The organism is Pseudoalteromonas sp. TAB23 (assembly GCF_000498075.1).
Classification (GTDB): domain Bacteria; phylum Pseudomonadota; class Gammaproteobacteria; order Enterobacterales; family Alteromonadaceae; genus Pseudoalteromonas; species Pseudoalteromonas arctica.
The window spans coordinates 15,938-35,914 of the sequence record NZ_AUTP01000297.1 but is presented as its reverse complement, the minus strand read 5'-3'; the positions used below and the strand labels follow the sequence as shown (position 1 = coordinate 35,914).

Here is a 19,977-nt window from a genome sequence, read left to right as displayed (position 1 = left end):
GGGGTTCTAGGGATTTTCCCCTCTAAAGTAACATAAATCGCCACAACCCTCGCAGTTAATGGCTTGTGGAGCTGGGTTACCTTTCATTTTAGACTTCATTTTCAACAATAGGCCTAGTTATTTCCTGTAAATCAGGTAGTTTGCGGTTACTAGCGAACTGATAAGTGCCGCTCAGATTAATGTTCTGCCATGCAACGGGTGATACTTGTCGAGTTATTGCTGCTTTTTCCTCGTCACCAACTTCTTCAAAGTGCAGTAATAGATGACTTAGGATCATCGAGTTAAAGTAGATAATAGCATTTGCCGTCAAACGGGCACACTCGTTCCAGACGACTATTTCTGATTCGTTTTTTCCACGGAACTGGTCACGATTGACCGATGCAATAGCTCGCCTGAGGAAATGCCAGGCTTCGCCTCGGTTCAGTGCTCGTTGAACATATTGGCGCAGACTTGCATCATCAATATAATCAAGTAAATATTGGGCTTTGATGAGCCTATTATATTCCGTTAATGCTTGTAATATAGGGTGTCTAGATGGATAACCAGATAATTTGCGTACTAGCAATGCCTGTGTTGTGCGTTTTTCTTGAAGGGATAACACAATACGCTGAATATCCTGCCAGCCTTCTTCAATCACATTCATTTTTATCGGCTTTTTCAGCGCCAGATGCGTGTTTCCGTCGTCGCTTTCAGTTACGTTAAATAGGTCATTGATCACACTGGTGAACTGAGCATACCTAGGCGCAAAACTATAACCGCATAAATCCAATAAGGCATAATTAACATGATTAACACCATGGGTGTCGGTTGAGAGGACATCTGGCTTAAGATCACTAGTATTAGATTGTAGTAAGTCGTAAATATAATGGGACTCATGCTCATTAGATCCTATGATACGGGCATTTAACGCACTATGATTGGCAACTAACGTCATGGCCGTAATACCTTTGTTGGTGCCGAAGTATTTCGAGGAGTAGCGAGTTTTAAAAGTCTCAAGGTGAGTTTCAAATTTTTGCCCATCGGTACTGGCGTGCAGGACGTCTTCTTGGATGTGATAGTGGCGGAAAATAGGGAGTGCCGCTACTGCGTTATTGATGATATCACTAGCCTCTTGCAAGGTTTCAGGCCTAATATAATTAGCTTGTATAGTGCTTAGATGCTCATAACTGCGATCAGATATTTGTGCCATCCCATATACGCCGCGATGTGTCGCATTCGCAATTAGAATAGCCAATAAATCATCCTGATTGGCGCCTACTTGTTTTTGTATTGGCAGCACGTGTGCGAAGCATTGCATAAAGTTGGTTTCTTGTTCAACATAACGCAACACATCAGCAATACTGACGGGGATCATTTGTTTAAAGAAAGGGTTGTTGACAAGTGATTGGGAGCCTTTAACTGGCAGTCGCCATCGTGTGCCACTTCGGCTCTTCATGATCACATTGCGGTTATCACCATTATCAATGTGACGAGCAACATCTTCTAGGGATGTTGTTAAGCGTATTTGTTTTACTTGCAGTAGCTTCTGAATCGGCTGCTTTAGCTTTTCCAATGTTGATGATGCCAATAGATCAGGCTGTATTGACGATGCAATTAAGTCGTCTTCTAGCGCACGATATTTAGTGACGTTTGATAAGTAAATTCGACCATTAAGCCGAGAAGCCAGTTGACGGTAAAGCAACCATTCGTATCGCTGTGGATGAACAACATCCTTGTTAATTAACCATGGACGATGTTTTTGTTGGATAAGTGTACTATCCATTGTTTGCAATGTATTACCTGCTAATAGTTCTGTTTTTGTGGTTTTGAGCTGGGTCACTAATGCTTCTGAGCCTTTACCTGCTTGGCATTCAAGACATAGAAACACGGGCCTTAATAACTGCTCAATTAACCCGTTTTGATCATCATAATATTGCCATTGATATTCTTCTACCGTGCGTTTTTGCTTTTTTAAGTACAGGCATAGCGTTTCTATATCTTGGTTATTCATTACACTTAATGCTTGTTGCCTAACCGTTGCAAATGGTTGATTATCGTCGATACTGTCATCAACAAACAGATGCAGTAATTCTGCGGCTTTGGTGACATTGTCTGCAGCTGACCTCCATGAGTCAAACACTGCCTGTTGGGCAAACGCATGCGCAGCTTCTTGTTGTTTACGGATATGATGAATAAACCCATCAGCCAATCGCTCTAGGCTTTGCCGTATGCGTTGAGTCAGAAAACACAGCAACCATAGGTGTTGCTGTGGACGCTTAAAGCGTTTTAGTTTACTGCCATAATAATCCACCATTTCACCGAAGTGTTGTTGGTTTTTAGACGATAAGGCTAAGCCCTTAACAGCATTATCAATCTGTCTTGTATAAGGCTGTAACTGATGATACACCGTCAGTTCTTTTTTTAGCTCTGTCACCATAACGCTTTTTGCACCGGCTCGAAGCTGGCTTAAGGAGAGCCCATCTTTGTCATCGATAATAGTATTTAGAAATCCGTGTAGTTCAGATGAAACATGAATACGAAGCTTATTATTTAACGCCTTCTTGACCTGTTGGATAACACGACTGATAAGCTTTTGTAAGACAGTATATTTAGGGATGGCAATTCTATGCGTTGCTAGATATTCAGCGGCTGCATCGAATAGATAACGAGGCTCAAGCCAAGCTTTGCCGACCATAACAAGATGTTCGTACAGCGGCGCAAAGTGCAGACTTTCGTCCCATTTCTGATAGTTTAATAACCTCAGTATTCTTTGATATATACGGTCACGCTGCATCTTATTAATGCTGAAAGGCCTGATCCCTTTGCCTCCTTGAACTTGCGTTGAAATAAACTGCATATCGTCAAAGATGAGGTTAAAGCTAGGTGAAAGAATCACAGGCTTAGACTTAAAATACCCTAATAACGCAATGAAATAGCATCGGTGGTTCCTTAGGCGAATACTTTTCAACTCTGTTAACTCGATCTCGTTTGGCGTAAAATACAATCGTTGTTGTTCAAGTGATAATAGCGGCGGAGAATATAGATCAAGCTGCTCAGCTTTGGTAAGAATTGATAGTTCGTTTTTTATAGCCATAGGAATTAAATTAAGTTTAAGGGGTTGTTAACCTCATAATTTGCCATACTTTGGAGAAGTAACCCACCTTTGTATGCCTTTAAATATGGTGAGTATGGCGATTTATGTTACTTTAGAGGGGAAAATCCCTAGAACCCCACTTAACAAAACTATCGAATCTCAATTGGATGACATGATAGAAGTGCGTGACTTTACGCTAGGCGGCGTGGAGCTTGTGAATGGCACTGAAGTATATTCAGGACTCAAGTTAAGTGAAGTCATACAAACGCGGTATACAGCTTGGGGGGATATTACAGAAGAATGTAAAGGTGTCGATCCCACTTATGACACGTATATTATCCCTCCGCTCTATTTCAGTGAAGTCGGGCCTATTTCTACTTTTTACGCGGCAAGGTTAATTTCACAACAACTTAAAAGTAACGATCCCTTAAACGGGCTAGATTTTATTAATAACAGTGTATTTGGTGCGGTTTATGAAAGCTTGGGTTTCGTGAATATCTTTCGACGCAAAGGAGTCAATAAAATAAACACTGCGTTTAAAGATACGCTAAAAGGGTATAAGAGTTATGTAAAAGAGAAATCAAGAAAGTACACAAATGCCAAAGATGTTTACGTTACAGGTGAGTACCCATTCGATAACATGAAAACAGCTGAGTTCAATCTTAAATATAACGGGGCATTAAAAAACTCTAATATAGGGAATAGCTACCATGCCGATATTAAATGGCTCATTAATAGATCCCCTGATTTGGATAAGTATTGGCTTATTGTGAAAGTTAATGATACAAAATTCTATCGCGGTCTTGTTCTATTTAACCCTGACAAAGAGCTAGAAATAGTTAAATTACATGTGCAACCGTTTTTGCCTGGTTCTGAATATAACTTGCTACCTGCGAATCATTCACGGAAAAGCTATATTCGACAAGGGGCTGACCAATATATTACCTACGTCAAAAAGAGTAACAAAACGAAAAGCACGCACGACGCTAATAGTTGGGCGAATTTTTACAAATCATGCGCTGATAATTTGTTTTATTTTCAGCACGCACTTGCCGAAATACAAGCCTTTCAACAAGGGCTTTATGCGCCTTTGGATAAAGAATTTGATCGCAGTACGCAGTTATTTGGCTTTACAGGTGAAGGTCACTTGATGCCCGCTGCATTCCCTTACTACGTTGCTTATGACGGCGAGACTGTAAAGGTCAGTTATCACAAAGATATCAAAGTAAAAAATATAGATGTATTTTTAGAAAAAATACATCTATAGGCATTTTTTTTTAGAAATCTAGTTTTTTTTCGCATCCACTCCAATTTTAAGTCCATAAACTAACAGTTAGTATCAACAACTGGCTGTTAGTATGGATTTTACAATTTACTCAATCGGTAATACCGAATTTCTATTTGAAGTGTAAGCGCGCAATTAAACCCACATACCAATATTAATGCTACCTATGCATAATTTACTCAGCATATTAACCTGAGGTAATTATGAATAAACAGCAAAAAATAAAACACTGGCAAGGCATTTTTGAGCAGCAAAAATCGAGTGGTTTAGCCATCATTCAATTTTGTCGTGATAACAACATTAACGCATCGACTTTCTATGTTTGGCGTAAACGCCTTTCTGACGAAACGATAAGGGTTAAAAAGCAACAGGTGATCCCGTTTGTTATTCATGAGCAAGCCTTTACACACCCTTCAATCATTAAACTCACCACACCAAACGGCTATCAAATAGACTTCGAGTCGACATTAGCGCACCAAGCACTCGCCAAATTATTGAGCGTACTGTGACACCTTGCACCCACCAAGTTTACTTGGTCACGGGATTCACCGACATGCGAAAATCAATCAATGGGTTAAGTATTATTGTCAGCGATACCCTATCTCTCGATCCTTTAAGCCAAGCGTGGTTCGTTTTTTGTAATAAACAACGCGATAAATTAAAAATTTTGTTTTGGGATACCAATGGTTTTTGGCTTTATTATCGTCGCTTAGAGCAAGGACGATTTCAATGGCCAAATCATGCTCAAGCACACGTAGCCATGGGGATTGAACAACGGCAGTTACAATGGTTATTATCTGGCTTACCGGTAAATAATAAANCCCGCCACTCAACTTTATCAGGGTTATCAGTGATATAAATTAACCAGATCGTTTTTTTTACTTGAACGATCTTTCCCATGTGTCATGCTATTAAAATGCCAGACACTATTCTCATCACCGAACTACAAAATCAGCTTGCACTTATGCAGGCTAAGCTTGATGGCTTAGAAAAAGATAAAATTTCACTGCAAGAAGATAAGGTTGAAATGCAATCGCGGATTGACCACTTGCTTGCTGAGCTTAAGTTAAGTAAATCCCAAAAATACGGTAAAAAAAGTGAAAAAGCCCCACGGGGCACCTTCAATGAAGCGGAGCAGCATAAAACGACTGAGCCGCCTAAACACCATAAGAAAGGTAAACAAATACTGGCTGAGCACTTTGAACGAGAAGAGGTTGAGCACACCTTAACCGAGTTAACGTGTCAGTGTTGCGGTGAACAACTACATCAATGTGGTAGTGAAGACAGCGAGCAAGTGAAGATTATTCCGGCGAAAGTCAGTGTCATTAAGCACAAACAATTTAAATATGCTTGCAGACATTGCGAGCATGAACAATTGGCCAGTAAAATAATCACCGCGCCTAAACCCAAGCAGCCTATTCCTGGCAGCATTGCGAGTCCAGNNNNGGTTGTTACGGGCAAATACTGCGATGCCTTACCGCTTTATCGTTTCGTTGACATACTGGGCCGTGGCGGCCTTGAACTATCGCGCGGAACATTAGCTAATTGGTGTATTAAAGCGGGCCTGCTAATCAGCCCCTTAGTGGCAGCCATGCAACGTCACTTGCTTAGTGAGCACAGTTTATGTGCCGATGAAACCCGTACACAAGTGTTAGATGAAGGTGACAACCCTAGCAGCAATTCCTACATGTGGGTTTATCGCAGCAATGAGGTCAGCCGTGAGCCTGTCGTGATTTACGATTACCAAGCAGGTCGAAGTCGCGCTTGCGCAAAAGAATTTCTTGCCGGTTATCAAGGCTATTTACAGTGCGACGGTTACCGTGTTTATGACGGTATTGAAGGCATTACCCCTGTTGGTTGCTGGGCACACGCTAGACGCAAATATAACGATGCCTTAAAAGCAGAGTCGAAAAACAAAGGTCGAGCGCATAAAGCCATCAGCTTTATCAGCCAATTATATAAACTGGAAACCCACGCTAAAAACAAACAGTTATCTCCTCAAGCGCGGTATCAGTTACGACAAGAAAAAGCCTTACCCATATTAATGCACTTTAAAGCGTGGCTTGATGAAGCCGAAGGTAAAGTAACGGCGGGGAGTTATATTGGCAAAGCGATAAAATACACGCTTAATCAATGGCCGAAATTAATGCGGTATAGTGAAGATGGCGAACTAGGGATTGATAATAATATTACTGAGCGAGATATTCGGCCGTTTACCACTGGTAGAAAAAACTGGCTATTCTCAAAATCGGTTAATGGTGCTCAGGCCAGCGCGATACTTTATAGTATTGTGATGACGTGTCGTGCTAATGACATCAATCCGTATTACTACTTTGTGCATTTATTTAAAACGTTGCCGAATCGAGATGTGGGTGATGATGATTTTACCGACCTAATGCCGTGGAATGTGCAGCTAGACTTCGATTATAGCTAAGCGCACTGCTTAAATGCGCGCTTACATAGAACTGACATAAATGACGCTTAGTTGCGTTCTCACCACGGAATGATGGCATTACGTAGTAGCTACCTGAATCAAAGAAACGACAGCCATACTCAAGCATAAATTGCATTGAGTCTGCTAAATACGTTTCGATACCAAATAGATCAATTTTTACTGGTAGTGAGTCACTACCCAGTCCCATAGGGCTTGAAACTGCATTTGTTGTTATGGGTAAATGCAACGTTTTTAAAGATTGAGAGTCCCAATAGCGGTAAGTTTCTACCGAAATATAGCTTTGTAGCTCGGCAAGTAATTTATACCAAGGGTTGTCTAATAAGTGTAAGAATCTATCTTTATCTAGCCAATTTCCATGCATGTTACGGCTCCAGGTGCTTAATAATGTGTTGAGTCCAAGATTGTCTGTGCTCTAAAGGTGTTTGAGTCAGCTCAGAGCGAGGCTGATACTTGTATTCGATATCTTCGAAATAAGGCGTGATCTCTACAACCAAATGGTCAAAGAATTGATCTGCTTCAGTACCCGTCTCCCACCAAACGCTCAGGCCAATAGGGTCATATGCTTTTTCAGTTGCGCGCGCGAGCTTTCTTACGTGCAACATCAAGTCATTACTTTCTTCTACAGATAGTTCTAAGTAATTGGATACTTGACGTTTTGGTAAGATTACAATCGCCCCTTTCACACGACTATATTCCGCCGTAACGGCATAGAAATGCTCACTTTCACTGATTAAAACGCCATCTTCTTTTAAGCGGGTCATCGGTGATGTGAATTCTTCCATTTTTGCGTCAGGCGTGGTGAATTTCGGTTGATACTCAACTAAATCAGGTGCTGCACTTTTAATTCGTTCAGCGTTTTGACGAAGTTCATCTACCGCTATCCAGGGAATGTCGATACTTGGTGCGAAAGAGTATTCTTTGCTGTTAAAGCGAGTTTGGATTTGGAAGTGCATGTGACAAACGGACTGTCCAGCTCGAATCCCAGCATTACAGAAAGAATGTATCGCGTCAGGACCGTATGCTGAGTACACGGATTTTGCTGTTTTTTGCAATATCTCCATGACATCTAGGGATTCTGCGGGCGTCAGGTCTGATATTTGCTCCACATGACGTTTAGGTGTAACTAGGACGGCTCCTGTGCTGCGCCTATTTACTGCCATAAACGAAATAGCGTGTTCACTCTCGAATACAATAGCACTGGGTATCCGGCCTGTATTACATTCACAAAATGGGCAGGGAAACCGTTCTGGTTTTTCATAGGCCATTAGTGAACCCTCCTTGTTTGAACGTTGCAAAGCAAGCTAATTTCCTTTGCTTGCTCGTTTAAAAAATTTATAAAAACAAAATAATTAACAACCTATGTTATTTTGTTAATCGCAATAATATATGTGGCATTTTAAGGCCAGTTCATATATTTCTTATTTAAAATAAGGGATTGTAAAACATTGCGGGTATGGAATTTAAAATATTTGATATGGTTTGTAAATAGTAAAAAGTTGTATTGTTACGATATTTTACTCATTTTAAATTGTATTCCATTTTGATTGATTTTAAATATTATGAAAGATATATTGTCGCGGCTGCTCTCAATTAGAGCTTTCACACAACTACTTTATTAGTCGTGCATTTCTCAATGAGTGTGGTAAATAGTAAATTTATTAGTCTAACATTTCGCATTTTTATTCAGGGGTTGTTAGGGTTTTTAATTTTTCTTGGACTCATTTTTTTACTTGGATGTAAATGAATATATAGCCATAATACGGCATTCGCATTATGTGGTTTATTGTAAGGAATACTTACCCATCCATGATTTAATTTGGAGCTTTTGGTTTTGTCTTTTTGTTATGTCGCGTCAACAAAGTTACCCACTCGCTGGGGAGAATTTACTCTGCATGGATTTAAAGATATCAATAATGGTCAAGAACATGTATCGATTTCTATGGGAGATTTGAGTAGTGAGGGGCCTGTTTTGGCAAGGATTCACTCTGAGTGTCTGACTGGAGACGCTTTATTTAGTTTGAGGTGTGATTGTGGCCTTCAACTAGAATCCGCATTAGAGCTAATTGCGCAGGAAAAACGAGGGGTTATATTCTATTTACGTCAAGAGGGACGTGGAATAGGGCTACTAAATAAAATAAAGGCATATGATTTACAGGATAATGGCGCTGATACTGTTGAAGCAAACTTAAAGTTAGGTTTTGATGCTGATCAAAGAGATTATTCAATATTAAAATTTATGTGTGACCATTTTAATATTTCTGAATTAAGGCTGATGACAAATAATCCAGCTAAACTCAAGGCGATTGAAGAGCTAGGTATTAATTTGTCGGAACGAGTGCCACATAGAATTGCAGCTTGCACACATAATAGTAATTATTTATCCGTAAAAAGAGATAAGATGGGTCATATCATTTAAAAGCTTGGCTTTAATAATGAGCCATTTATCTAAGGAGAGTTGCAATGAGTCAATTTAAGCATATATACGCTATTTTTATCGCACTAATTTTTGTGAATTTGCTTTCGGCGTGTTCACCTGCACAAGAGAAGAAGTTTCAATTGACAGGTACAACAATGGGGACTTCTTATCATATCACCTTTAAAGCAATGTCAGATGCAGTTGAGGTAGAACATATTCAGATAAAAGTCGATAAAGCGCTGCTTGGTGTTAATGAAATTGCCTCGACTTATATGGAAGACTCCGAGTTGTCATTGTTCAATGCTAAAAAATCAACTCTTCCCATTGCAGCCTCCGACGAGTTTCGCGAAATGCTATCCGAAGCCATTCGCCTAGAAAGCTTCACTAATGGCTATCTTGATGTCACGATTGGATCATTAGTTAACCTGTGGGGCTTTGGCCCTGCTAACCGTCCAGAAACAACGCCCACCGATGAAATGATAGCGCAAGCAAGAGATAAATTTGGCATCCGCTTTTTGTCGATAGAGGGAACAACGGTTAGCAAAGCAAATCCAGATATATACCTCGATTTATCTACGCTGGCCAAAGGATATGGGGTGGATGTTGTTGCCGACTTACTTGATAGTAAAGGTATCCATGACTACTTGGTGGAAATTGGTGGCGAAATTCGCACTAAAGGGACCTCTTTAGAAAATAAAAACTGGGTCATTGCGGTGGAAAAGCCCGTGTCTGAGACGCGTGCTATTCAGCGTGTTATTACGCCCAAAGATAATGCGATTGCAACAGCTGGTGATTATCGAAACTTCTACGAAGAAAATAATGTGCGTTACTCTCATCTGATTGACCCTAAAACAGGACGTCCTATAACACATAGAATGGTTTCGACTTCTGTAATCTCACCATCTTGCATGGTTGCAGATGGTTTATCGACAGCCTTTATGATTATGGGGTTGGATAAGGCAATGAACTTAGCGAATGAACATAATATAGCAGCTTTATTTATTACAAAGAACTTAGATGGCACCTTCTCAGAACATCACTCTGAAGCATTCACTCCCTATTTAAAGTCTCAAAGTTAAAAAATAATAGAGCTTAGAGTAGATAGTTAATTAATTATCCACTCTAAGCTATTTGTCCATATTGACTTTAATTCAGATGGTTTATTTACACGATGTTTCATTCCTTCAATGAATAATGATCTATGGGTAATCTTATTTTTAAATGCATATTCACTGAGTTGTTGAGCACATTGAATGGGCACTCGAAAATCATTTGTTCCATGGATAATGAGCATGTCTGGTTTATGAGTGGGCGGTGAATTGATAACCGATGCTTCTAACCGGGCAGTGTTACTCGGTAAATAATCACTGACGAAGTCAGGAATATCGGTAACTGCCTGGTAAGTATGCCAATCACTGATTGCCGCTCCAATAATTACTTTAGTGAATGCGTTGCTGTGACACCCTGTATACGCACAAATGTATCCACCTTGGCTCCAGCCTATACCTATTACCTGTTTTAAGTCGATAGCATACTGTTTATGCAAAGCTTTGATACCAGAGCAAATATCTTGCATATCTAGGCGGCCTAGATGGTCCACATTTATCTGTGCGAATGCTTGCCCTTGACCAATAGAACCACGGTAATTCGGTTCAAAAATCACATATCCAGCAGCTAAAAGAGGCAAATAGGGGGCATACCAGTGGTGATCGCTGAATAATTGCAATTCAGAAAAGTCTTTCGGGCCCCCATGAATAATCACTGCTACAGGAGCTTGCGCCAGATTTGACTGGTTTTTGCTGAAACGCAGTACGCCTTGCAACGATAAGCCGTCTTCAGAGCACCAATTGAATCCTTTAGCTAGGCCAAAATCAAGGCCTGTGAGTTGCGTATGATTACCCGAAACATTGATCACTTTTTGCTTATTGAGATTAAAGCAAAAGACATCGGGGAAATGTTTGGCACTTTGACCTATGAAAACAAGCGCGTTATCTGTTAGTTCTGCATCTATTCTGCTACTGAGCCCATTGATATCGAGCAATGTGATATGGTGTTTATCGAGCCACCCTAACTTTGCTGTGAGTCCATCGACAAAACGAATCAGCAACCCATTTGTCGTGTGGCCAATGATCTCAGTGTCTCTGTCTATATGCTCACTTAAACAGGACGCCTGATCATGCGTGATTTCCCAGGTATCTTTTTGAGCATAGCGAGCATTATTGTTACAGCCTTGAGCATACACTTTTTGCCCGCACTCACTGATAGCTTTTGCAATGAGCTGATGTGCAGGCGGCGAGTGAATTGGTATAAGGGTTAAGCCATGTTGCTCTGTGAGTTCAACCCTTGCGATAAGTGAAGGGTTGGATGCCTGTTTTAGCGTGACAACAGCATGCAGTGCAGAGGGTTTGCTTGAGACAATATTGATTATTCGAGCCTGACTTTTAAGGGTATAGTCGGGTTTATCTAAGTAGCTTTTTGTAACTACCTTGTATTCTAACTGTGTATTGTTAGTACATGTATAAAGGACACCTGAGCGAAAGGGAGTAAACATGGACACGTGTTTATGGCTGAGCAATATAGGGTTACTTTCAGCCCCTGAAGTATGAATAAGATAGAGCAGATAACTGCCATCAAATCGACCATCGTCCCATAAAATAACTAATCTTGTGTCATCTAGAAAGTGTAATTGACGAATATCACCATGGTCAACGATTTGTTGTTGTTCTAAAGTATCGGTGTTGTAACACCAACAACATCGATCAAACTGGTTTTTTTCTAGGTTTGATACCAATTGGGTATAGGCTATTACTTTCCCGCTTGGCGCGATCGCGACCCGGTCGGGCCGCTTTAATGCCAATAGTTTATTTACATCAGGAAACACGTTGTGGTGCAACCAAATGAGTTGTCAGTGTTTGAGTTTGTATCTTTTTAATCACGATGAATGACACAAGCCCACAAAGGATGTTAGCTATGAGGATTGCCCACATAATGCCTACTACACCACCAAAGTGGTTGCCAATGAGGACCGCAGGAATACAAAACAGCCACATTCTGAGCATACTAAGATGTAGTCCCAGCATGGGTTTTCCTAATGGGTAACCGCATGAAGATACGATGATTTGCGTAGCTAAACCAGTTAAGCTAATAGGGATAATGTATAAGTACCAAATGCTATATTCCACTACTTGGGCATCATCGCTGATCAAGTGCCCCAAAGGTTTTGCAAGTAGCATCAACACAACCGCATTGACTCCTCCCCAAATTAGGCAGAATTTTAAACCGTAATTGATGGCGCCATTGACTCGATCCGTCGCAGAATGACTCAGGTTCTTGCCTATGAAAGGGCCAATGACGGTCGACAGACCCGTAATAAAAATCATCGTTAATGACTCAATTCTGGCGCCGACACCGAATGCTGCTACCGCTTCAGAACCATGCTTGGCGACTATCATGGTCACAATGCCCATAGACAAAGGTGTTAAAATTCGAGATGCGCCTGCAGGCATAGCTATTTTTAAAACGCGTTGCCAGATTGAAAGTACATCTTGTAGCGTATTGAAAGATAGCGTAAGCAAATCTAGTTTATAGTGCAAATAGCGAATCGCAATGAGTGTGGATATCAGCCTTGCAATCATTGAGGCCCAAGCTGCGCCTGCTATACCCATGCCTTCAATTGGACCAAGCCCAAATATCAATATAGGATCAATGATTAAGTTGAGTATGCTGGAGAATAACATTAACGTTGCAGGGAATTTGGCATTACCAAGGCCCCTAATAGCGCTGTTACCTACTATGGGCAACACCATCAGCGGCATACTCAGATACCAAATAAACATGTATTTGTGTACTTGATCGAGCACATTGCCTGATGCACCTAGTAACGAAAATACGGGGTCAATCGTCGCAGCGCCTAACAAGCCAAACAGCGTTGAAAATATCAACGACAGCCAGATTGAATACGTACATATTTTTTGCTTGTTTTGATGCTCACTTTCCGCTGAGATGACCACGGATAGCCCGATACCTAAACCAATTGTTAAGCTACTTAAGCTAAATATAATGGCTGGAGTAAAAGAAATAGCAGCGAGTTCACCCACCCCTAACTGGGCAATAAATAAGGTATCGACGAGGTTGAAGCCAATGACAGAAAGCATTCCTATCGCGGTAGAAAATGCCATTGAATTAAGCTGACTAGATATTTTGTTATCTAGCATGGGGTTATTTTCAGTTTTAATAACACGTTCCTTCGTTAGTGTGATCGAACTATTTTTAAGTACCTAGCTAATAATTATTTAAATTATTTTTAGTATTTAATATTCTTTCTGCAAATCTGCGGGCTTCAAGTTTATTCACTGATAGTCAATGCGTACTCAAAACATGATAAATTAGATAGTGCACTCTATATTGTTTTTAGCTTGTAAGTACAAGCAAATGCAAAGTTATTATGACAACATTATGTGCTTAAGCAAATTATTCAGTGCTATATATCGGATGCTGTGGCGACTGTTCTGGTCAACTCAAACTGGACACTTTAAATTGGTTATTTTCAAACTTCACAGGCGATAACTCATTATTCGCTGAATGTAGACGCCTAAGTTGTAATATTTGATGTACGCAGCCACTTCTTCCTCCAAAAATACTACCTTTGGTTAATTTTAGTGATAAAAATTATCACTTTAAAGCAATAAAAGTTAATATTTTTGAGTTGGGTGAAGAAAGAACCAATTGGGATGGTGACCAGGGCAAGATCACGAACTTTACCTTGACTTAAAAGTATGATCTTATACTCCTTTTTAAGGAGCCCCCATGCCTGATATTCAACTATTTAAATATTTCGAATCAATTGACGACCCTCGCCAGCAGGGTAAAGTTGTCCATAAACTCTTTGATATCATATTCTTAGCTGTCAGCGCTGTCATATCTGGGTGCCAAGGCTGGGAAGATATTGAAGATTTTGGCCATGATAGATTAGATTGGCTCAGGAAGTACGTTCCTCTTGAGCAAGGTATCCCTCGCCATGACACAATCGCTCGTGTGATGAGTCGCAATGATATGACGCAGTTTCAAGATTCTTTTTCTTCTTGGATGAAAGACTGCTCTAAATTAACTCATGGCGATGTAGTTGCGATTGATGGTAAGCGATTGAAAGGTTCATTTAATCAGTCAGATAGGCGCGATGCACTTTATATGGTCAGTGCATTTGCGTGCGAAAATGGTGTTGTTTTGGCGCAATGCCCTGTTGATAAAAAGTCGAATGAAATAACAGCGTTACCAGAGCTTCTTGAATTACTGGAGATAAAAGGCTGCTTAGTCACGATTGACGCGATGGGGTGTCAAAAATCAATTGCAGAGACAAGAGTGGATAAACAAGCCGATTACCTACTTGCAGTAAAAGCGAACCATAAAGGACTACTGTCACAAATAGAGAATGCTTTATTACCTGAGGTCACACGACAAGCGTCCGAAGGAGTTTTGTTTAATGAAGCCGATTATCATAAAAACAGAGAAGAATTCAGGTGTTGTGCTGTTAGTCATAACGTAAGTGATTTATCAGAAACGAGCAATTGGAAAGATGCTAAAACAGTGGGAGTTATTGTTTCTTATAGGAAAGAAAAAACAAAGTAAGCAATTAGTTATGCTATAGATACTACATCAGTTCAGCATATTTATCGGCGGAAGAACTCGCAAGATCCGCACGGCAACATTGGCAAATAGAGAATGGATTACATTGGCGTTTAGATGTCGGATTTAAAGAAGATGATTGCCGAATTAGGCGTGAAGGTGCAGCACCTGTATTTGCGGGGCTGAGACACATCGCATTTAATCAGCTAAAAGCAGAAACAAGCTTTAATAAAGGCATGCCCGCAAAACAGAAAAAAGCTATGCGCAGTACAGATTACCTTGAAAAGATATTGAAATCATAGATTTTTTTCATGCTCTTGCCCTGGGATGGTGACACTTTTCAAGAAGTTATTAATAAAAAAGCCTTGTTGAATATTATGCAAGCTAATGAGGGTAATGGCGCCTATCTATATTATCCAAATGTGAAAGACTTAGCTTCGATATTTAGCATCCTCCGTGAACTAGAACTTAAGTTGTGTGTTCATGCTGATAAACTGGATGATGGTTACGAATTTGAAGACAAAACCACTTTGAAGATGACTTAAAAGTCGCTGAAAAGTGGAAATTTACAGGAAATAAGTTGATTTTTTTGGGTGAGCGTTCTCACTGCGAAGAGCCAATTGCAATAGTTAAATAACGTATTGGAATAACAGGAGAACGGTTATGAGTAATGAGAATCAGATTATTGCCGAAGTAGCTAAATTCAGTGATTTAAATGCTGCATTTAAAGCAGTAGAAGCGAATATTGTTGAGCTGGGTGAAGAAAGAGCAAGTTGGGGTGGTGACACCTCTGAAGAAGCTGTTATCAAAAACAAAAGGCTTGTTGAATATTATAACAACCAACGGTTGAAGTTGATCGAGCTTGAGCCGTCATTAGCCGCATCTTCAGTTATAAATTAATACGTTGGAAAAAGTAAATGAAAGAACAACTGGAATTATTATCAAAGTATTCAGATAAGACTATAGAAGAAATTGAAACGCTGTTCAGAGGTAACCCAAAGTTACTAAGTGCTTCAGTTTTAGGTGTTAATGTTTTTGAAGAATTAAAAGCACAGATAAATAAAAATCAGGTTTTAAAGGAGTTGATAGTTTATATCAATGATAATTATTCAGTTGGTGATAAGTTAGCCCCTGATAAAGAGGTAGCTGAAGTTCTTGGCTACGAAAGGTCTACTGTGCGTGAATACTACCCAAATTTAAAACTTTTTGGTTATTTAGATGTTAACCACGGGAAATCGACAGTATTTAAACGCTCTTTTGAAAAACAAATTATTGAGCTTGTTAAAAGTTGATATTGGAAAGAGGAGAGTAGTAATGGAGTTAAATGCGCATGATATGTCGCTTTTATTAGCTGGGTTAAAAGCAGTTTCATTAAACAATAGTTACACAAGTGATCAGAGACGAAGAGCAAAAGAGCTTGAAGATTGTATTGGTAATTTATTTACTACTGGAGTCAAGTGAAGCTCTAGCGTTTCACGTAGAAGTTTTAGGTAAAGAAGTTTCATGATCTAGATATTGAGATGTCGAAAAAGACAAAAATAGGATAAAGAATTTTACTAATAGCATTATTTATAAAAGCAATTAGTTTAATATTATGGCTGATTTTATAAAGGCATTTGCGAAGTGGCTTCTGAGCGAAACTTAAACGTTAGAAAGTATGATAACAAGCTTATATCTATGTTAAGTTAGGAACATTTTCATAAAAGATAATAGTAGCATGTGCGTAAATAATTCTGAAATGAACCCAAAACTTAGCCTCTTAATGCAATCATTTTACCACGTCGCAAACCTTGGTAGCTTTAGTAGAGCCTCCCGTATTTTAAGACAATCACGGAGTACTTTAACTAATCACATCTATGAGCTTGAATCAATCTATTCGATAAGATTAATTAATAGAACAACAAGAAGTTTTTCGCTTAGCGAAGAAGGGGAGCAATTATTAGATAAATGTAGGGAACTAAACTATTTACTTCAGTCAAGTAATGAACTCCTATCTAATTTTTCAAACAATGATGCTGGTGGCCTGTGCATAAAAATCCCCACAGTACTTGATAATAAGAACTTTCATACTCTACTCAGGAAGTTTAAAGAAAAGTATCCAGGAGTTATTTTAAAAATATTAGTAGACAATAATGTTTGTGACCTTGTAAATGAGAAAGTTGATGTAGCACTTCATCTTGGAGAATTACAAGATAGCAGCTACATTTGTCGCACTATAACGTCTTTTGACACCTACGTTGTAGCTAGTAAATCATTCTGGGATAAATACGATTATCCTGTGCATCCGAACCAACTAAGAGATTTACCATGTGTAAATTATCGCCACTGTAAAACTGGAAGTAAATGGAGCTTTATTGAAAATGGGCATGTGTTTTTGGTAGACATAGGTGCCTCTCACATATGCGATAGCGATGAAATGCTCATGTCATTTGCACTAGACGGCTCGGGAATTACTACCCTCTTAGATTTTACTTGCTCTGATTTGATTGCTGAGGGTAGATTAACGCCCTGCCTAACAAATTGGACCCATAAAGTTAAGCTACAAGCTTTATTCCTAAAAAGAGAAAATACACCACCTAGGGTTAGGAATTTTTTAGATACATTAGTAGATTTAGCCCCTTTATTAAAACCATAAATATCGATGGTATCCTATAATTTTCAAACATTTTTACTCTGGTCTCTTTTCTAAATCCATTAATCCAGCCGGTTAAACTGCACTCCATTCGCCACTTTCTTAACATCTGTTGTGCAAGATTATGCACAATTACCTGTGTAACATATAGAAATTGCAGTGAGTTTAGTTGCTTTATTTTTTGGCGGTTATGGTTTAAAAGGAGGTTTAATATGTTTCCAATTCAAGAAAATACTAATGGTAGAGGGCTTGAGATAGATTTTGAATCTTGCAGCTTGTTACACCAAAAATTAGAAAAGCAGCTGAGTTTATACGATCAAGAAACTCAGCCTTATGTAATTAGTGAATTAGTTAAGCAAGTTATTAGAAATGAAATTTTTGATAAAAAAATAGACCCTTCTTTAATAGAAAATTTTGAAGAAGATGAGCGCTACGATTGGATTTTATTCAAGAACTGCTTTGATACCTCTTTTATGCCATTAACTCCAATAAATGATGCACCTCCAGAAAATGAGTTGTGGAAAATCCCTGCAGCAATCCTAATGGGGCTAATTTCATCAACAGGCCACAAAGTGGCAAGCTATAAAGGCGAAATGAAAGGTCGTTTAGCTCATATGGTAATGCCAGCCCGAAATAATGAAGTATATAAAAGTCGTTCGACTAAACAGTTGATGCCTCATACAGAGATTGTAAATGGTTTATGGCCTGAAGAAATATTCTCAAACAATGTAGGGTATTGTATAGCTCCAAATGTTTTTGGATTAGCTAGCATTAGAAACCCAGCTAAGTGTGCGACACGAGTTTGGTACTTAGAAGATATTTTGAAAAGCTTACCATTTTCTGTAGTAAGAGATTTAATGCGGCCAGAATTTAGCACAACTAGTCAATCTAGTTTCGATGTTGAACATAACTTAGAGGGAGTTAGTGTAATTTCCCAATTCGGGGACCGTATGAACATTCGATTCAGCTATTCAAAACTCAAAGGTGACACTATACGAGCTAAAAATGCATTGAAATGCTTAAAAGAATATCTAGATGATGAAAATAACTTAGATAGGCTCGTTGTTGAACCTGGGCAGGTGCTGATTCTAAATAACCGGACATTATTACACGGCAGAGACGATTTGAAAAATGATTCATTTTACGATGGTAATGATCGTTGGTTAATAAGAATGTATGGGTTTAGTCATGATGGTTGGAAAAAACTACCTAAAAAAGAACATTTACAACATGTAGCTACTCTATAAAAGGAAATTAAATATGTTATCCCCTTTAGTTGGAAGTGATAGATACTTTGATGCTAAAAATGAGCCTATATTATTTAGTCACGGTTCAGAAAGTTCTATATTTGACCAAAATAACAAAGAATATACGGACTTTGTTTTAGGTTTGGGACCGGTAATATTGGGTCATTCAGACCCTGAATTTATATCTAAAATTACATCAGAGTTGAAAAAAGGGCTTTCTTATCCAGGCTTTTCAGAAGTACATACACAGTTAGCAAGCGTATATGAAAATGTGTACAAGTCACATAAGGTTGTCTCAATTTTTAAAACAAGTTCAGAGGCGGTCACTGCAGCTATACGTTGCGCTATGATCGAAACAGGACGAAAGAAAATAATCCGGTGTGGTTTTTTGGGATGGCATGACACACAACTTGCAAAGACACCTAGTTGGCATGAATGGCCTGGTAGTGACAAGCGTATACAAACTCGGTTCAAAACTGGAATGCGGGGTATTGATGATTCAGAGCAAGTATTTAATTGGTTAGATGGGGACTTGGATTACTTAGAATCGCTTTTAAGTATACACGGTTCACAAACTGCCGCATTTGCTATTGATGTCTACCAGTTAGCATTTATTCCCTTAGAAACATTTAGTAAGGCCCTTAAACTTGCTTCAGATTATGGGATTAAAATTATAATAGATGAAACCAAGACTGCAGGTAGAGGGAGTGCTGGTGGCTATATTGATACATCAAAGTTTGCAGCTGACTATATTGTCTTAGGGAAAGCGATAGGAAACGGTCTTCCTTTATCAATCCTAATGGGTCAACCAGAGCAATTGCAGATATACCGTGAAGCAAGAATTGGTGGCACTCATACAAAGGAAACTCTTTCTGCAAGTGCAGGGATTATAGTTGCTAAAATTATGCAAGAGCGGAACGGCTATGCAAGAATTAAAGACGCTTGTCAAAAGGTAGTTGATACTTTTAACAAAGCTATTCAACTTTCAGGGACAAATGAATACTTAAAAGCTGTTCCACTATTGGACAATACTTTATTTGACCTTAAATTTTCAGACTCGATGATAAATAATTACACGTCAAGAGAGCTCTTAAAAAAGGAGTTCATAACAAATGGTGTATTTGTTTTGCAGGGGCATAATTCATTCATTTGCTTGGCTCATGAATCAATTGATTTTGAATTACTAGAAAGTAAATTGCACTCAGCGTTATCAAGCTGGAAAAGTACCCTTTAATTAAATTATTTGT

At 39.1% G+C, this 19,977-nt stretch carries 19 protein-coding genes and 1 pseudogene; 14 read left to right on the top strand and 6 right to left on the bottom strand.

Features of this window, described 5'->3' with window-relative positions; translation table 11 throughout:
* Positions 1-88: 88 nt before the first annotated feature.
* Entirely contained in the window at positions 89-3,073 is a 2,985-nt protein-coding gene (locus L654_RS0118565; RefSeq protein WP_008126957.1) for a Tn3-like element ISKox2 family transposase, read from the bottom strand.
* 94 nt (positions 3,074-3,167) lie between these two features.
* Here L654_RS0118565 and L654_RS0118560 point away from each other — a divergent pair, with 94 nt between their 5' ends.
* The 4 genes from L654_RS0118560 to L654_RS0118545 all read left to right on the top strand — a co-directional run bounded on the left by L654_RS0118560 (position 3,168) and on the right by L654_RS0118545 (position 6,792).
* Positions 3,168-4,340, top strand: a complete 1,173-nt coding sequence (locus L654_RS0118560; protein ID WP_139016118.1) for a hypothetical protein — start codon at positions 3,168-3,170, stop codon at positions 4,338-4,340.
* Between the two features lie 221 nt (positions 4,341-4,561).
* A complete protein-coding gene (locus L654_RS0118555) occupies positions 4,562-4,867 on the top strand; it encodes a hypothetical protein (RefSeq protein ID WP_010555472.1) in 306 nt (101 codons plus the stop codon).
* Entirely contained in the window at positions 4,864-5,217 is a 354-nt protein-coding gene (gene tnpB / locus L654_RS0118550) for an IS66 family insertion sequence element accessory protein TnpB (protein WP_024608735.1), read from the top strand. The genes L654_RS0118555 and tnpB overlap by 4 nt, the downstream gene beginning before the upstream one ends.
* Before the next feature lie 57 nt (positions 5,218-5,274).
* Complete coding sequence (locus tag L654_RS0118545) at positions 5,275-6,792, top strand: IS66 family transposase (protein WP_225305780.1); 1,518 nt, start codon at positions 5,275-5,277, stop codon at positions 6,790-6,792.
* On the opposite strand, the gene L654_RS0118540 is transcribed toward L654_RS0118545, so the two are convergent.
* Positions 6,743-7,174, bottom strand: a complete 432-nt coding sequence (locus L654_RS0118540) for a hypothetical protein (RefSeq protein WP_024608733.1) — start codon at positions 7,172-7,174, stop codon at positions 6,743-6,745. The genes L654_RS0118545 and L654_RS0118540 overlap by 50 nt on opposite strands.
* Position 7,175: 1 nt before the next feature.
* On the bottom strand, positions 7,176-8,078 hold the full coding sequence (locus tag L654_RS1000000127065; RefSeq protein ID WP_024608732.1) for an HIT domain-containing protein: 903 nt from the start codon (positions 8,076-8,078) through the stop codon (positions 7,176-7,178).
* Positions 8,079-8,644: 566 nt separating this feature from the next.
* Here L654_RS1000000127065 and ribA point away from each other — a divergent pair.
* Complete coding sequence (gene ribA, locus L654_RS0118530; protein ID WP_024608731.1) at positions 8,645-9,229, top strand: GTP cyclohydrolase II; 585 nt, start codon at positions 8,645-8,647, stop codon at positions 9,227-9,229.
* A gap of 44 nt (positions 9,230-9,273) precedes the next feature.
* Positions 9,274-10,308 (top strand): FAD:protein FMN transferase, encoded by a 1,035-nt coding sequence (locus tag L654_RS0118525; protein WP_024608730.1) that lies wholly within the window; start codon positions 9,274-9,276, stop codon positions 10,306-10,308.
* A gap of 26 nt (positions 10,309-10,334) precedes the next feature.
* Here L654_RS0118525 and L654_RS0118520 read toward each other — a convergent pair whose 3' ends face one another.
* From L654_RS0118520 to L654_RS1000000127865, 3 genes and pseudogenes are all read right to left on the bottom strand, one after another.
* On the bottom strand, positions 10,335-12,110 hold the full coding sequence (locus tag L654_RS0118520; RefSeq protein WP_024608729.1) for an alpha/beta fold hydrolase: 1,776 nt from the start codon (positions 12,108-12,110) through the stop codon (positions 10,335-10,337).
* Positions 12,100-13,407: an MATE family efflux transporter gene (locus L654_RS0118515; protein WP_158001153.1), complete on the bottom strand. Its 1,308-nt coding sequence runs from the start codon at positions 13,405-13,407 to the stop codon at positions 12,100-12,102. Before L654_RS0118515 ends, L654_RS0118520 begins: the two co-directional genes overlap by 11 nt.
* 334 nt (positions 13,408-13,741) lie before the next feature.
* Positions 13,742-13,866, bottom strand: a pseudogene (locus L654_RS1000000127865) (IS3 family transposase); the annotation flags it as partial.
* Between the two features lie 169 nt (positions 13,867-14,035).
* On the opposite strand from L654_RS1000000127865, the gene L654_RS01000000126415 reads away from it, so the two are divergent.
* The 8 genes from L654_RS01000000126415 (at position 14,036) to L654_RS0118475 (ending at position 19,964) form a co-directional block, all read left to right on the top strand.
* Positions 14,036-14,854: an ISAs1 family transposase gene (locus L654_RS01000000126415; protein ID WP_050582323.1), complete on the top strand. Its 819-nt coding sequence runs from the start codon at positions 14,036-14,038 to the stop codon at positions 14,852-14,854.
* A gap of 308 nt (positions 14,855-15,162) precedes the next feature.
* Entirely contained in the window at positions 15,163-15,396 is a 234-nt protein-coding gene (locus L654_RS0118505; RefSeq protein WP_024608727.1) for a hypothetical protein, read from the top strand.
* Between the two features lie 118 nt (positions 15,397-15,514).
* A complete protein-coding gene (locus L654_RS0118500) occupies positions 15,515-15,751 on the top strand; it encodes a hypothetical protein (RefSeq protein ID WP_024608726.1) in 237 nt (78 codons plus the stop codon).
* Between the two features lie 17 nt (positions 15,752-15,768).
* On the top strand, positions 15,769-16,143 hold the full coding sequence (locus tag L654_RS0118495; RefSeq protein ID WP_024608725.1) for a GntR family transcriptional regulator: 375 nt from the start codon (positions 15,769-15,771) through the stop codon (positions 16,141-16,143).
* A 22-nt stretch (positions 16,144-16,165) separates the two neighbouring features.
* Positions 16,166-16,312, top strand: coding sequence for a hypothetical protein (locus L654_RS1000000128025; RefSeq protein WP_158001152.1), 147 nt, complete (start codon positions 16,166-16,168; stop codon positions 16,310-16,312).
* A 301-nt stretch (positions 16,313-16,613) separates the two neighbouring features.
* On the top strand, positions 16,614-17,486 hold the full coding sequence (locus L654_RS0118485) for a LysR family transcriptional regulator (protein WP_225305779.1): 873 nt from the start codon (positions 16,614-16,616) through the stop codon (positions 17,484-17,486).
* A 209-nt stretch (positions 17,487-17,695) separates the two neighbouring features.
* Entirely contained in the window at positions 17,696-18,730 is a 1,035-nt protein-coding gene (locus tag L654_RS0118480) for a TauD/TfdA family dioxygenase (protein WP_024608723.1), read from the top strand.
* Positions 18,731-18,743: 13 nt separating this feature from the next.
* Positions 18,744-19,964, top strand: coding sequence for an aminotransferase class III-fold pyridoxal phosphate-dependent enzyme (locus L654_RS0118475; protein WP_024608722.1), 1,221 nt, complete (start codon positions 18,744-18,746; stop codon positions 19,962-19,964).
* Positions 19,965-19,977: the final 13 nt, after the last annotated feature.